Here is a 15,309-nt window from a genome sequence, read left to right on the forward strand (position 1 = left end):
TAATAAAAATAATATGGATGTGAATAAATGAACCAAAGTGAAAATGAAGTCAATCAGGTTGCCGAAAAACGATTAGGGCTTGTCATTGGAGTTCATGTCTTGTCCTTATTAGCTGCAGCTGCTTTTCCCGAAGGACGTCCTTTATTGGCTTCCCATTTTATTCGCTGTAGAAGGTCTTATTGTCCTTCATTTATTCAGATTGTGGAAAAGATATAAATATCAATCAAAGCATTATTATACGATAAATCTATATTGGGTTTTAACAGGTATAAATATTTTTGCTTCGCTACCAATATTGCGATTGTGTTATGGAACACATTACTTTTGGGTCATTTTACCATTGATGATCGCCGTCTTCTTTTATGCCCATTTCATTAGAGAAAAGACTTTAGTGCTTTTTGTAAGTCCAAGTAAATTAAAAACGTTATATAGATTGCTTGTATTGATGCGTATCTTTGTAGTTGTATCAATAAGGGAGAAATTTCTAAATAATAACTGTCAGAGGCTTCTCTATAATGATATGATATATATTAAATTAGTCAAAAGATACAAAGGATCAAAATCTTTCTCTGTATGGAGATAAAAGAAAGGGCAGATAATGATTACGGATGAAATTATTTCCACCCTAATTGTGGTTGGTGGATTTGTTGGTATTATTTTTATTATTTATATTTTAAGCAAAATCCCTGGCGTTGGTCTTATCTTTGGCTTCCTTCGAAGACTCTTCTTGTTATTGTGGGGTATTGTTGTCATAGGCCTAACCTTTGTATATTTCACTTTTATCGGAAGTGAAGAGGGGATTCTTTATCAAGGAGAGCCGATAAATTTTCTTCTTGATGATGGTATGAGAGCATCGGTATTTTTTACTCTGCTGTATGCGGGATTTTGTCTTGTGTCAGTATTTTCTTTTGTTGTGGAGCTTGGTTGGAAAATCACTCGTATAAGCAGCAGGTTTAATGCTGAAATTGTTTTAGTTATAATGATTATTTTGGTGTTTACCGTATTTCCGATGGTTGTCGAAAAAATACTGCCAGATATTGAAGTAGGACGTTTTGGAAGATATGCACTTGGAATTTTACCGCTCGTGATGTATGTTGAGGGACAAATAAAAAGAGCCAGGGACCGATCAGGAGACACACGTTATCTTTCTTCGAAGGAGCGGTTTTATCCAAAATTTAGAATTAGTACATAAAAAGCGGAGGGAAAGATAAAAAATGGTTGTCTTTCTCCTTAAAGATTGATAACTATATTAATTTTAAAAGGTTGCCTTTGATGGCAATCTTTTTATGTCTATTATTCTTTATGAATTAACAATCGTATTGTTTAATATTTTGAATAAATGAAGCAATTATTGAACGTTGTTTCAATTTTTTGGGGAGCATTTTTGTTGAAAATGGAGGTAAAAACATGATTAGTGTTTTAAAGACAAGGCTTATGACAAGGGACTAAAAGTAATTGATTTTTCAGAAGTACCATCGGATGTCTTGACTGTTGTTACAGGTACCTTGGCAAATTATTATATAAGTTCAATTTTGGATGGAAAGCAAATAAAAGACCCCCTTTTAATTTGCTTTGCGATGAGGTACACCTTTATTTACCAATAAAGATGAGGCTGATGAAGTTTAGAAACAAGTACTTTATAACTTGAAAGAATAATAAAAGAAGGTAGATGTACTTCCTGTATTCGTAGTCGGTCAAAGACCATCTAAACGGTATTGAGCCAGTGCAATAATTTTACAATTTTACGTTTGACAATTGATTTCAGATTGAGTTGAACTAGCTTCAGCACCTATTCGCCTAGGAGACATCCGGTTCTCCCTACATAAATCAAATAAGAATTGCAATTCAAATATATCTCAGTCTAAGCATTTCCGATTTGTACGGCGATGAGCAAGGTGCTTGCGTTTTTCTTAAATGATAATATATTCTTCATCATATACTGATGAAAATAAAAAGGTGATTAGAAATGACGAAAACGATTGTAGAAAAATTAAATTTAACGAAATACAAGCAGATCGCTGTATTACATCAGCCAAAAGGAACAAATTATTTTAGTGAATTATCAGGCTATGATACTGATATAAAGCAGTCAGCCTACGATTTGATCTTTGCTTTTGTAGTCAATATTGACGAGTTAAAACAATTAGTTCATAAAGTAATTGAAAAAAATTATCTGAATCAGAAAGGATATTTATTCATCGCGTACCCTAAAAAAGGTAATACTGTGTACCCAAGCTATATTCATCGTGATGAAATTATGCCAAGTATTGGTGTAGATGAAGAAGGATATGTAGGGACAAGCAATATAAAATTTTCACGTATGGTTGGTCTAGACGAAACATTTACAGTTGTTGGTTTAAAAGAGGATGCTAATAATAAACAGAAAGCTGCTAATAAAGTAAGTCAGCGAGTAGATGATTATATTAATTTAATTCCAAAAATAGAAAAAGATTTACAAGATACTCCAGAGTTATTAGTTTTTTATCAAGCACTCACCCCAGGTTATCGCAAAGATTGGGCTCGATTTGTATATAGTGCTAAACAAGAGACAACGAGAGAAAAGCGACGTGAGGAAATGAAAGTCATTTTACGAGCAGGCTATAAAAGTCGAGACTTGTACCGACGCAACATATAAAAACAAATTAACATAAAAAAACATTATTGGTCATTACGAAGGTTATCAAAAGAAAATCTCAAGTAATCATGGTGATCCATGTGGTTTACGATATATGGACAAAGCATGGATAAGATTAATGATTGAAGAAGATGAATTAGAATTGTCATCAGGTGGGGTATTCTTGGTGGATAGTGTTGACAGTTTTTTTAAAGAGAATAAAAATATAATGGAATTTGTAAAAGGACCTATCGATATTCCGCCAGGTAGATATGCCATATACAAAGATAACTCAGATAATTTTTTAAGGATTATTGACTTTACTAACGAGAAATAAATTTAAAATAGGGCAATTTTCTTCTAATCAAATATAGTCAAAATTAGCATTTCCGATTATGATCCGGTTTTCGTGAAAATATACTTTTCCGTTTTCCGGTTCTTTTTCGTGCTCATACCTTGTCTTTAATCGGTTTTATCTTTTTTTCATTATTCAACATTTCGAGAGAACTATATATAAAACTATGGATATAAGGTTCAAAAACAAGTGAAAAAAGACGAAATAATATGAACTATCACTTGAACCTCCAGTTACTGAAGCCTTTATAATGAAAATATAATTAGATGGGAGGAATTTTGATGGATAATCAAAAGATGTTTTCCATTGGTGAATTTTCAAAAAAGACAGGAATATCCATTCGTAATTTACGCTATTATGATGAGATTGGTCTGTTAGTACCTGATAAGCATCCTATATCAGGGTATCGTATATACAATTACAAAGATATTGTAACCCTACAAAAAATCCTTAGCTTAAAATTTCTGGGATACAGCTTACATAAAATCGCTGATTTGTTACATGAATCGAGTTTTACTGTTGATTTGAATGAAACATTAACCGATCATTTCATAGCCCTGGAAGAGGAGAAAAAACAAATAGAAAAATCTATGGATGCTATTAAAAGAATTATCCGTTTATTGAAAGAAGAAGGAGAAGTTGATAGCGAGTTATTATTCAGTCTGATTCATAGTCTGCCTACCGAAGATAAACAAAAGGAATGGATGGAACGTCATAAGTTAACCGATTTTGTAGAAGAGTTGTCAAGGAAGGTAGAAGAGAGCGTAAATTTGGAAAAAACCTTTGTACAGCTGTCTAAAAAAGTAAATCAATTGTACGGTAAACCGATAGAGGATCCAGAAGTAAAAGAAATGGCTGAATCGTATATTGAAGCAACTATTTCATATCTTGGTGAGGGTTTAATGCGGAAATTATCCAATGTAAGCATTGAAGAACAAGACCTGCAAGAACTGAAAGACATAACCCCTTCTCCATTTACCGAAACTGAGGAAAAATGGCTTATTCAAGTAATCGAATATTATATGGAAAAGTCAGAAATTAACTTGAAATCGAATGCCAAATGATAACTTTTCAACTAATAAGGAGAACTGGGTGTGGTTTGTTTGATTAAGGAAACAGAAAAGTTGATAACAAAAGAACTAAATAAGTCAAAGAAAGCAAGTATAGTTGTTGGAGTAGTTACAAAAGATGAAAAAATAGTTACGGGGACCATCCATAGTGAGAATGAGGACGTTGACAAAGGTGATTATGTATTTGAAATTGGCTCAACAACAAAAACCTTTACTAGTTTACTATTATCAAAGTTAGTCCTTAATAAAACAATAGATTTAGATCAACCAATATCTGCATACAAACCAGAGTATAGGCGTGCATTATCATATAAAGGAAAGGAAGTAACATTTCGTCATCTATCGACACATCTGTCAGCTCTTCCAAGGGAAAACACGAAGAAACTAAGGCAACGAATGAAAGAACATAAAGATGAAAAACACAATCCATATAAATATCTTTCACAGGAGGATTTCAATCAATTTTTTATAGATTTTGACTTAAAAAAAGAGATTGAGAAGAAATGGAGATATTCCAATATAGGTGTAGGTTTATTGGGAAACACATTAGCTGAGATATTAGGCTTAACTTTTGAGGAAGCTATTACATCGCAAATTTTGGAACCTCTAGGTATGAAGGATACCTTTATTAAAGGTAATGCAGATCAAAATCGGCGCTATGTAAAGGCGTATACGAAAAAAGGAGAGGAGATTCCGCCATTTTTGGTACCAGCTATGAATGGTACAGGTGCATTAAAAAGCACAGTCCATGATATGCTCATGTTTTTAGAACATCAATTGAATATTCGTGAAAGTCCATTAAAAGAAGAAATTAAATTCACTCATAAAATACATTCAAAAACACAATGGAAAGATTTTAATATGGGATTAGGTTGGGTTATTGAGCGAAGAAAATGGAGTGATTTTCCAATTGTTCATCATGATGGAGCAACAATAGGATTTCATACGTATTGTGGATTTATTAAAGAGAAACAAATTGGTACTGTTATTTGTACGACAAGCCAAATAAGACCATTAAGATTAATTAAAATCTTATTAGGACTTTCTGGAAGATTAAACGAAGATATTGCAAAAACAATTTTTAATAAGTATAGATAGTAGGAAGAAAAAGGTTGCTCAAAACGAATTTAGTGTTGAGCACTTTGATGGAATAAGGATTACTAGTACTAAATGTAACTAAGTATCTCTCCGATAAAAAGTTGACATCCTAACGGCAAGAGATTCGTTGGATATGTTACAATAATTAAAAAGTAAATTTAACATTTTTTACTAGACAAACTCGTCAGATTGTTTGAAGAATGAATTTTATATATTTCAATAGCAAATTAATTAACGAAAAAGGTAGGTAAATATATGTTGGGGTATTATAGTAAGCTCTCTTCGGAGGTATATGATATAGATAAATATGTAGGATTTTCATTTGGAGATGTGGAATTTTATAGCGACAGATTAGCTTCTTGTACAGGGAAGATTCTTGAACCAGGGGTAGGTACGGGGCGTATTCTTATTCCACTATTGGAAAAAGGCTTTAAAATTGATGGTTTCGATGTCTCCAATGAAATGTTAAAAATATGCCGACGAAATTGTGAGAAAAGAGGACTGAATCCAAAACTCTTTGAAGGAAAAATGGAATCAGTTTTATTAGAAACGGAATATGAAGCTATCATTGTGCCAACAGGAACATTTTTACTATTACATAAAAGGGAAGATTCTCTTAATGCTTTAAGGAATTTTTATAACCATCTTTCTAATGGCGGCAAGCTTATCATAGATATCTTTTTGCAAACGGACTTAACAATCGGTGATGTATCGACAAGAACTTTGGAAACTCAGAATGACGAGATGATCACATTAGAGAGCAAGATAGTTGAGGTCGATTATATCAATCAATATACAGTTTCACATAACCGATACGAAAAATGGAATAACGGTGTATTAACACAGACAGAATTAGAACGATTTCCACTTCGTTGGTATGGGATTGAAGAGTTTAAAACAATCCTTGAACAGATTGGTTTTGAAGATATAGTTATTTCTGCTGACTACAAAAATAGGGAATATCCTACAAATTCATCCCAGACAATCACATTTGAAGCTGTTGCTAATAAATAAATCTTTCATTATGAGACTTGTGTTTTAGGTGTATAACAGAAAACTGGAAGGAATTTAAAAAATGAAAATTAATATAAGGAAACTTGATAAAAGCGATAAATTTCCAATGGAATTGTTGTTACTTGCCGACCCTTCAAGAGAAATTGTTGAAGGTTATGTCAACAGAGGAGCTTGTTTTATAGCTTATTTTGAACAGCAGACAATTGGTGTCTATATTTTACTTCCAACAAGACCTGAGATAGTTGAACTTGTAAATGTGGCTGTCGTAGAAGAACAGCAAGGTAGAGGCATAGGTAAAAGGTTGGTGTTGGATGCAATTAGGGTAGCGAAGACAATGGGTTACAAAACAATTGAAATTGGAACAGGAAATTCAAGCTTAGGCCAACTTGCTCTTTACCAAAAGTGTGGATTTAGAATAATTGGTGTTGAGAGAGACTTTTTCGTGAAACATTATTCTGAGAAAATTTTTGAAAATGGTATACATTGCAGAGATATGGTTCGTCTATCTCAAGATTTGTAAATATAAAAGCTTTTAGCAATCTAAGCTATAGTGGCACAAACAGAGTAGCACTTTTTAATGAAGGGTTTATTGATATTTAGTAAGATTCTCAAAAATCGAAAGGGGACAGTTTGCTGGAAAGATAAGTATTGGTAGAGACGGAGTTTACAGAAGGTAATTGGAGAGAGTATACTTGAACAAACCAAATGTACTAAAGCCGATGTCAATAATGGCAGAGGTTCTTTTAACTTTAATTGAATGAAATTTTTTATAAGTATAACATGAAGGAAAAGATAAATATGGAGGAAAATGGTATGTTTTCAACCTCTAGAAAAGATTTTGTAAACAAAATTATTATATAAATCTGGTGAAATTTTTCTTATATGTAGAAATATTAAGTGAAAAGTGTTTTATTATTAACTAACTATAAGAACCAAATTAAAAAGGTGATAATTTTTTGAGTAGTAAGATTGAAATAGAAGTTTATAATCCTCAATGGGAAATGATTTTTCATAAATTAAAAAGTGTTTTATGTAAGGAAATAAGTGAATTAGTAATAGCGATTGAGCATGTAGGAAGTACATCTGTAAAAGGGCTTGGAGCAAAAACTATATTGGATATAGACATTGTAATTAAGGATTACAGTATTTTTCCTAGGGTTATTCAAGGACTTGAAAAACTAGGATATTTTCATCAAGGTAATTTAGGAATTGAAGAAAGAGAAGCCTTTGGTAGAAAGGATAATTTAGTACCTTGGGGTGAAGAAAAAACAAATTGGATGGAACATCATTTATACGTGTGTCCTTTAAATAGTAAAGAATTATTTAGACATTTGGCTTTTCGGGATTATCTTCGCAATTATCCTAAAATAGCAGAGGAGTATGAACAACTTAAAAGAGAATTAGCAAAAACTGCTAAATCTAGGGAGTGTTATACCTTTGGGAAAGGAGAGTTTGTGAAGAAGGTTCTTGAAAAGGCAATCAATGATTAAAAAGTGAACCACTTCGTAATTATGTTACCTACAAAAAGTTACAGTTTGGTAAGGAGGATATCAGTATCGACTTAGGGATAGTAGATGAGCTTAGTCTATCTATTTAATAATTTTACAACTTCATAGTAATCATTAATCTAGGCTTTTCTCTTACTTTTTTAGTAACGAAAAAGTCATCCTTACTCTTATAAGTAATTAAAAGTACGAAAACCAAGTGACCCTCTCATCAAGGTGATCGTACTTTCAGTTTGAGAGTCTGCTAGCTCCTTTCTCCTGCCATTGCGTCAGCTTTTGTTTGCTCGACTGTACCAAAAGGATGTTCAGGTGGCGCATAAATTGTATATAATTTAAGTGGTTCATTTCCTGTATTTGTTAAGTTATGCCATGTTCCTGCCGGTACCATGATGGCATCATCCTCACTGACTCGTCGTTGAAAAGTCAGATTATTTCTAGAATTACCCATTTGGACAAATCCTTGCCCTTCTTCAATTCGAAGAAATTGATCGGTATTAGGATGTACTTCTAAACCAATATCTTCTCCCACACCAATACTCATTAATACGACTTGTAAATGGTCTCCAGTCCATAATGCATTTCGGAATGCACGATTCTGTTCGGCAGCATTCTCTATGTTAATGACAAATGGATTTTTTCCGTAATCTCTTAAATCAAGCCAATTGTTTCTATTGCCGTGTTGCCAAGTATTATACGGGTTCATTTGTTGATAGTGATGCATCGAGTTTCCTTGGAAGTTATACATCGGCATGTAGCCGTAATTTGGGTAAGGGGCATAGTACATTTTAATCCATCCTTTCTGATATTTAAAATTATCTTATGCATGATGTTTTAAAAAGGTACTTTGCCTATAGTAGGTGAAATTAAAGACATAGTAGGGAGCAATTTTAAGCGAAATTTATTGAAAAGGTTTTGGACTTCTTTCTAACAGTCCTCTGAAATTATCTCTATAATAAAAAATTAGATACCCGTGCGTAATTACAAGTAGGATAGCTAATAACAGTAAGGAAGGATCTACAAATAAATGAAGTAAAAAAATATTTGCAACAATCGGTGATAATATAACGAGATTAAATGGAATGTATTGATTTAATATTAATAAAAGTCCACAGATGATTTCAATTGATTTTTCTACAACTAACAAATAGTTAAACTCAAAGAGTGCCATTGCTTGCGGACTAGTAGAAATAAATGGTTCCATTCCAAAAATGACAAAATAACCATTTATTCCTGCACCTAAAAAAACGACTCCTAGAAATATTCTGCATATAAACATAATTAGCTTACTCATCGTCTCACCTCCTTTCCATATTGTAATATAACAACTCGTAGTAAGTTGTTGAGAAATGATGAAACAATTCTAATTAGCTAATAGGTAATCTCCTAAAATGTAAAAAGTATCAAAATTTTTCATTTGAAATAAAACAAGTTGCATGGTATATTTAGACTTGGAATTTTTATATGAATTTGGAAGTATAACCTCAATAATATGGTTTGAGGGTCTCTACCAGGAACCGTTAAATCCTGACTACTAGTATGTAATTGTAGTTGGGTTTTTTTATGTCTTTTAATAATTACTGATTAATTTATAGAAAGTGTTTTGTTTTAAAGGGGGATTTTGATGAACTTTAAAGTTTTTATACTGGCGGCCACAGCTGTTATCGTAGGGTTAGTGGAATTAATTGTGGGTGGAATTTTACCGGTTGTTGCCAAAGATTTGGAAGTTACTTTAGGAACGGCAGGCCAATTAATTACTGTGTTTGCCTTAGTATATGCATTTTCTGGTCCTGTTTTATTAGCGTTAACGGCCAAAATGGAACGAAAAAAATTATATTTGATTGCCCTTACTGTCTTTTTTCTTGGGAATCTAATGACGTATTTTAGTTCGACCTTCACGTTTGTGATGATCGCGCGTGTCATTATGGCTATGAGTGCAGCATTAGTAATCGTACTTTCTCTAACGATTGCCCCGAAAATTGTGACACCTGATCATCGTGCGAAAGCGATCGGTTTCATTTTTATGGGTGTAAGTTCCTCACTCGTTTTAGGGGTGCCGATTGGAATTGTACTTACCAATGTATTTGGATGGCGCTCTGTTTTTTTAGGAATCGCTATTTTGACGATTGGTTCGATTATTCTTATTTCTATGTTTTTAGAAAAAATACCTACAGAAAAAGTTTTACCATTATCCGCGCAACTAAAAGCACTTGGCAATATTAAAATTGCCGGAGCTCATTTAGCGATGATGTTCATGCTTGCCGGGCATTATACCGTGTATGCATATTTTACGCCGTTTTTAGAAACGACATTACATTTAGACTCCAATTGGGTAAGTATATGTTATTTTCTTTTCGGAATTGCAGCAGTATCTGGCGGTGCAATTGGTGGATCAATGGCTGATAGGATCGGATCGCCGAAAACTATCTTAATTGTGATCAGTTCGTTTGCGGTAATGTTATTTATACTTCCATATGCAACATTTTCATTTATTGTATTCTTGGCAGGAATGATGATTTGGGGTGCATTAAGCTGGGCGCTTGCGCCGCCAATGCAAAATTATATTATTCAGACAGACCCGGCTTCTTCCGACATTCATCAGAGTATTAATAACTCTGCATTGCAAATCGGGATTGCTCTTGGCTCAGCAATAGGTGGTATTTCTTTAGAGCATCTCGAGTCAGTAGAAAGTACGGCTCATGTTGGTTCTGGCGTTGTTGTTATTGCATTTTTGTGTGCAATTATATCTATAATGATGTCACCTAGCATCTCTCGAACTGATCTTGAAGTAAAAGTAAACAACTAAAAAAATAATAAGGCGATGTTTGAAAATTTTATCGCCTTATTCCAAAATAAATTAATCACTTCTCCTACATGTGTTTTACAATGTTGCGAAAGATGAAATGTTTCACTTGCGCTGCATTGTACTTTTAAAAATAGACTTCTATTTCCTTCTGTACATTCCCTCGTAAAAACATCATATGATAACTTTTACTATGTTTTATTATAGTTGGTTGATGAATATGTGAACTATCCATTGTTGTAATTCATTGAAAGAGTAGATACTATTGCTAACGAATAGAAATATACATACTACTAGCAATAAAGTAAAAAGTATTATTTAGTAGGATTCATTTTTTGCCTTATTTATGTAAATCAAATCCCTAGTTTGGCAATTTTTATTATGATTTAGAAGCCGGTTTATTAAATTGATTTATTTTATTGAAAATCTTTACTGATTTTGTGGTTAACATTAATGTTTCAAAAGAATTACTATGATAAAATAAAAATAAATCTAATTATTAGATTTAAAAAGGAAGAGGTGATGCTGATGGGAAGGTAAAAAGGTTTTGGGGTCTACCATGTTTTATTTTTAATAATAGAAAGACAACCATGAGCACTCATCGAAAAATTTATTACACACTAAAAAGATTGAACCATAACCAGGAGGTGAATTCCTTGTGTCACTAGATGCAAGGATACTATTTGGAAATAGTTAATATACTTTTGGTTGCTATATTGATATTAATGACAGCCTTCTTTGTAGCAGCCGAATTTGCAATCGTTAAAATACGAATAACAAGAATTGATTATTTAATTAAATTAGGAAATAAAAAGGCTGTAAACGTTAGAAAAATTCTTGATAATTTAGACGGGTACTTATCAGCATGTCAATTAGGAATAACCGTTACTGCATTAGGCTTGGGTTGGCTTGGTGAACCAACTGTAATGCGTTTACTTACCCCACTATTTAAAGAACTTGCTTTAAACGAAACAGTTGTATCCATATTGTCATTTGCGATTGCCTTCTTCACCATTACTTTTTTACATGTTGTAATAGGTGAATTGGCACCAAAGACAATTGCCATTCAAAAAGCGGAAGAAATATCATTTTTATTAGCAAAACCATTGATTTGGTTTTATAAACTCATGTATCCATTTATTTGGTTATTAAACGGATCGGCACGACAGTTTATTCGAATATTTGGTTTTAATCCAATAGCAGAACATGAAGTAGCTCATTCCGAAGAAGAACTGCGACTGATACTGTCAGAAAGTTACAAAAGCGGCGAAATTAATCAGACTGAAATGACATATGTTAATAATATTTTTGAATTTGATGAACGATTAGCAAAAGAAATTATGATACCACGGACGGAGATGATTTGTTTTTATCAAGAGGACAGTTTCGAAAAAAATATCGAAGTGGTATATGATGGTCAATTTACTCGATATCCAGTTGCTAATGGGGACAAGGATAACATTGTTGGATTAATTAATATAAAGGAAATGTTTACTGTAAAGCTTGATAGAGAAAAACCGATATCGATTGATAAGTATATTCGTCCCATTATTCATGTTTCTGAAGTAACTCCAATTAAACAGTTGTTACTTAAAATGCAGAAGGAAAGAATTCATATGGCTATCGTTAATGATGAATATGGTGGGACTGCAGGTTTAGTTACCGTCGAAGATATTTTAGAAGAAATTGTTGGGGAAATCCGTGATGAATTTGATGTGAATGAAAGTCCGCTAATTGAAAAGAAAGATAATAATACGATAATGGTATCTGGAAAATTGCAAATTGATGAAATTAACGACTTATTAGGTACAGATTTAGTTAATGAAGACATTGATACCATAGGTGGCTGGATTTTTGCGGAAAAATTAGATGCAACTGTTGGGACAATCGTTGAATATAAAAACTTTCAATTTATTGTTGAGGAAATCGAAGGGTATCAAATAAAGAAAATAAAAATATTAGAAGATTTATAAAACTGGTTTTTATTATTACTTGAAAAGTTTTCTCTCTATTCGCAAAATATCTATTAGAAATAAACTATAGAAAGTACGATCACTCCATAATTTTATGCGGAGATCGTACTTTTAGCTTTTTCAGTTACTATTTTACTATCCTTCATCTAGCTATATAGACATCTCGTTGATACTTTTTCTAAAATAAGTTAATTTCCTAATTTGACAACTAAATTTTATCAATTAAGGAAAAACTGCGAGTGGAGAGGTGGTATATTATTGAACTCGGTATAGGATTTAGCGTGTTCGATCGAAAAGATACCGTACAAAGTAGCTGGCGAATATAAGGTAGAATTGTTAGCTAATAACGATACCATCTAACAGTTTTCGGAACTTAATAAAATAAGAGGTAATTTTACAAACCATACAATAAATGGTAATATTGTGCAAATGTCTAAAAGTTTTGGGGGTTTTAAAATGATTAGAAAAGCTACTGAAAGTGACATTCGTCAAATGGCACAGCTGATGGGGGAGCTAGGTTATCCTACTACAACAGAAGAGATGAAAAAGCGTTTTACAAAAATAAATTCTAGTAATCTATATAACACGGAGCTTGCGGTAACAAACGGAGAGATCGTAGGAATGATCGGTATGATTCTTGGGTACCATTACGAAAAAAATGAAAATTATGTCAGAATCGTTGCTTTAGTTGTTAAATCTGAAAGTAGAAAACAGGGCATTGGGAAAAAACTAATAGAATCAGCAGAAAAATGGGCAAGAAGCCAAGGCGCAAATCGATTAGTGTTAAATAGTGGTAATAGAAGTGAACGAGATGATGCGCATAAATTTTATACGAACAGAGGGTTTGAAGCAAGAGCCACCGGATATTACAAAACATTGATGTAAAGATGAAGGGATTTTTAAAAAAGAGGAGAAAATGGAGATGGAAAATTGATTAATGAAGAAGATGTTATTTTTTTAATCGAAAAAGATACATGGATGATGGATGTATTAAAGTATGCAAAGTCTTTAAATCTGCCTGATTGGTGGATATGTGCCGGATTTGTACGTTCTAAAATTTGGGATATTGTGCACGGTTTTAAAGAAAAGACGTCTTTACCTGATGTCGATGTAATTTATTATGATGCTTCAGAAATTTGTGAAGCAAAAGATAAAAAATTGGAAGAGAAATTGTATTCACTTGCCCCCTCTATCCCATGGTCAGTAAAAAATCAGGCGAGAATGCATCTTATCAATAAAGTACCTCCCTATACTTCCGCGGTCGATGCAATGTCAAAGTTTCCTGAAACAGCAACATCATTAGGAATAAAGCTGGATGAAAATGATAATCTAGTGTTAGCCGCTCCACATGGTATTGAAGATGCTGTCAACTTAGAAATTAAACCTACACCTTATTTTACGGTAAAAAAAGACCGAATGGCTATGTATGAAAAACGTATTAAAAATAAAGATTGGATTTCAAAGTGGCCTAAGGTCAAAATAAATCACGGAAAATGAAATTAACTAGGGAAAGCAGGAAAATTGTGATTAAAGTTGTTTTATTTGATCTAGATAATACGTTGTTAAATCGTGATAAATCCGTTTTACATTTTGTAGAATCACAATATGAACGACTTTATCAGTATATTGGGCATATACCAAAAGAAAAATATATTACGAGATTTATCGAGTTAGATGATCGTGGTTACGTATGGAAAGATATCGTTTACCAGCGATTGACGGAAGAGTTTTTAATTAACGGAATAACGTGGCAAGAGTTGCTTCAAGATTATGTAATTAATTTTAAATTTAGTTGTATTCCATTTGAGGATTTAGAAAATATGCTGGGAGAGTTAAAAGAGAATAACCTAACTTTAGGAATAATTACTAATGGTTATGGACAATTTCAAATGGATAATATCAAGTATTTAGGTATAGTAAAATATTTCGAAACAATATTAATTTCCGAATGGGAGGGGATCAAAAAGCCTAACCCCTTAATATTCAAGAGAGCTGCAAGGAGACTTGGTGTAATACCAAATCAGTGTCTTTTTGTTGGCGATCATCCAGAAAATGATGTAAAAGCTGCTAAAAATGTTGGAATGAAAAGTATTTGGAAAAGGGATGAGCAGTTGCTAGAAGTTGAGGCTGATTTTATTATTGGTAATTTATTGGAAATTCCTTTGATTATAGAACAAATTAATAATTAAAGTAAGTTTGTCACATAACCTCTAGTATTTCATTCCATTTTTGAAACTCGACTATAAGAACTTCTTTTGAGGAGAATAATGGCATGAAAATAAGATGTTATGAACCAAAAGATGAAATTGGATGGCTACGTTGCAGAGTTTTATCCTTTTTAGATACAGCATATTTTGATCATGTTTTACGTGAAAAAGAAAAATATCTTCATCCTTCAATTGAGTTAGTTGCTGAAGAAGATAATCAAATAGTAGGTTTAATTGATATTGAATATGAGAAGGAACCAGGAACTATTTGTTCACATAAGAGTCAACGTAGTGGGATGATTTGGCATGTAGCGGTTCATCCGGACTATCAGTGTAAAGGAATAGCTAGGAGGTTATTAAACGAATGTATTCACTTACTAAAAGATAAAAACATTCATCGTTTAGAGGCATGGACACGTGATGATTTATTTGTTAACAACTGGTATGAGAACAATGATTTTGTAAAAAGGAATACGTATTATCATGTTTATATGGAAGGGAAAGAAGTGGAAAGTGCTGTGAAATCGAATTTATCAAATCTAATCCCTATTACAGCCTTCGCTCATTATGTAGGCGATGATCCAGATGAAATGAGGCGACGTTTTAAAAGAGTTCATGAATGTAATATGTTCGAGCGCATAATAAATATGTAGTAAATCAATTTGTAACTGCT

General features: G+C 32.7%; 17 protein-coding genes and 1 riboswitch. Of the genes, 15 read left to right on the top strand and 2 right to left on the bottom strand.

Features of this window, described 5'->3' with window-relative positions:
- The first annotated feature begins 27 nt into the window (after positions 1-27).
- From SPD48_RS11305 to SPD48_RS11345, 9 genes are all read left to right on the top strand, one after another.
- Complete coding sequence (locus SPD48_RS11305) at positions 28-216, top strand: hypothetical protein (protein ID WP_336258213.1); 189 nt, start codon at positions 28-30, stop codon at positions 214-216.
- A 382-nt stretch (positions 217-598) separates the two neighbouring features.
- Positions 599-1,192: a hypothetical protein gene (locus tag SPD48_RS11310; RefSeq protein WP_336258214.1), complete on the top strand. Its 594-nt coding sequence runs from the start codon at positions 599-601 to the stop codon at positions 1,190-1,192.
- A gap of 774 nt (positions 1,193-1,966) precedes the next feature.
- A complete protein-coding gene (locus SPD48_RS11315) occupies positions 1,967-2,635 on the top strand; it encodes a YdeI/OmpD-associated family protein (RefSeq protein ID WP_336258215.1) in 669 nt (222 codons plus the stop codon).
- Positions 2,636-2,729: 94 nt separating this feature from the next.
- Positions 2,730-2,951 (top strand): hypothetical protein, encoded by a 222-nt coding sequence (locus SPD48_RS11320; RefSeq protein ID WP_336258216.1) that lies wholly within the window; start codon positions 2,730-2,732, stop codon positions 2,949-2,951.
- A 299-nt stretch (positions 2,952-3,250) separates the two neighbouring features.
- Positions 3,251-4,033: a MerR family transcriptional regulator gene (locus SPD48_RS11325; RefSeq protein WP_336258217.1), complete on the top strand. Its 783-nt coding sequence runs from the start codon at positions 3,251-3,253 to the stop codon at positions 4,031-4,033.
- Positions 4,034-4,063: 30 nt separating this feature from the next.
- Positions 4,064-5,137, top strand: coding sequence for a serine hydrolase domain-containing protein (locus SPD48_RS11330; RefSeq protein ID WP_336258218.1), 1,074 nt, complete (start codon positions 4,064-4,066; stop codon positions 5,135-5,137).
- A gap of 255 nt (positions 5,138-5,392) precedes the next feature.
- Positions 5,393-6,151 carry a class I SAM-dependent methyltransferase gene (locus SPD48_RS11335; protein ID WP_336258219.1) on the top strand — a complete coding sequence of 253 codons (759 nt, stop codon included), beginning with the start codon at positions 5,393-5,395 and terminating at the stop codon, positions 6,149-6,151.
- Between the two features lie 61 nt (positions 6,152-6,212).
- A complete protein-coding gene (locus SPD48_RS11340; protein WP_442962146.1) occupies positions 6,213-6,671 on the top strand; it encodes a GNAT family N-acetyltransferase in 459 nt (152 codons plus the stop codon).
- 436 nt (positions 6,672-7,107) lie between these two features.
- Positions 7,108-7,641, top strand: a complete 534-nt coding sequence (locus SPD48_RS11345; RefSeq protein ID WP_336258220.1) for a GrpB family protein — start codon at positions 7,108-7,110, stop codon at positions 7,639-7,641.
- 259 nt (positions 7,642-7,900) lie between these two features.
- Here the strand turns inward: SPD48_RS11345 and SPD48_RS11350 are convergent, their stop codons facing one another.
- A complete protein-coding gene (locus tag SPD48_RS11350; RefSeq protein ID WP_336258221.1) occupies positions 7,901-8,440 on the bottom strand; it encodes a cupin domain-containing protein in 540 nt (179 codons plus the stop codon).
- A 114-nt stretch (positions 8,441-8,554) separates the two neighbouring features.
- Positions 8,555-8,947, bottom strand: coding sequence for a hypothetical protein (locus SPD48_RS11355; protein ID WP_336258222.1), 393 nt, complete (start codon positions 8,945-8,947; stop codon positions 8,555-8,557).
- A gap of 160 nt (positions 8,948-9,107) precedes the next feature.
- Positions 9,108-9,207, top strand: a riboswitch (purine riboswitch).
- Positions 9,208-9,277: 70 nt separating this feature from the next.
- Here SPD48_RS11355 and SPD48_RS11360 point away from each other — a divergent pair.
- The 6 genes from SPD48_RS11360 (at position 9,278) to SPD48_RS11385 (ending at position 15,289) form a co-directional block, all read left to right on the top strand.
- A complete protein-coding gene (locus SPD48_RS11360) occupies positions 9,278-10,459 on the top strand; it encodes an MFS transporter (RefSeq protein ID WP_336258223.1) in 1,182 nt (393 codons plus the stop codon).
- Between the two features lie 680 nt (positions 10,460-11,139).
- Positions 11,140-12,429 carry a hemolysin family protein gene (locus SPD48_RS11365; protein WP_336258224.1) on the top strand — a complete coding sequence of 430 codons (1,290 nt, stop codon included), beginning with the start codon at positions 11,140-11,142 and terminating at the stop codon, positions 12,427-12,429.
- 456 nt (positions 12,430-12,885) lie between these two features.
- Positions 12,886-13,314 (top strand): GNAT family N-acetyltransferase, encoded by a 429-nt coding sequence (locus SPD48_RS11370; RefSeq protein ID WP_336258225.1) that lies wholly within the window; start codon positions 12,886-12,888, stop codon positions 13,312-13,314.
- Between the two features lie 93 nt (positions 13,315-13,407).
- Positions 13,408-13,926: a nucleotidyltransferase family protein gene (locus tag SPD48_RS11375; RefSeq protein ID WP_336258374.1), complete on the top strand. Its 519-nt coding sequence runs from the start codon at positions 13,408-13,410 to the stop codon at positions 13,924-13,926.
- Between the two features lie 26 nt (positions 13,927-13,952).
- A complete protein-coding gene (locus tag SPD48_RS11380) occupies positions 13,953-14,618 on the top strand; it encodes an HAD family hydrolase (protein ID WP_336258226.1) in 666 nt (221 codons plus the stop codon).
- An 83-nt stretch (positions 14,619-14,701) separates the two neighbouring features.
- Entirely contained in the window at positions 14,702-15,289 is a 588-nt protein-coding gene (locus SPD48_RS11385) for a GNAT family N-acetyltransferase (RefSeq protein ID WP_336258227.1), read from the top strand.
- The last annotated feature ends 20 nt before the right edge of the window (positions 15,290-15,309 follow it).

The organism is Pseudogracilibacillus sp. SE30717A, assembly GCF_037071985.1.
GTDB lineage: Bacteria > Bacillota > Bacilli > Bacillales > Amphibacillaceae > Pseudogracilibacillus.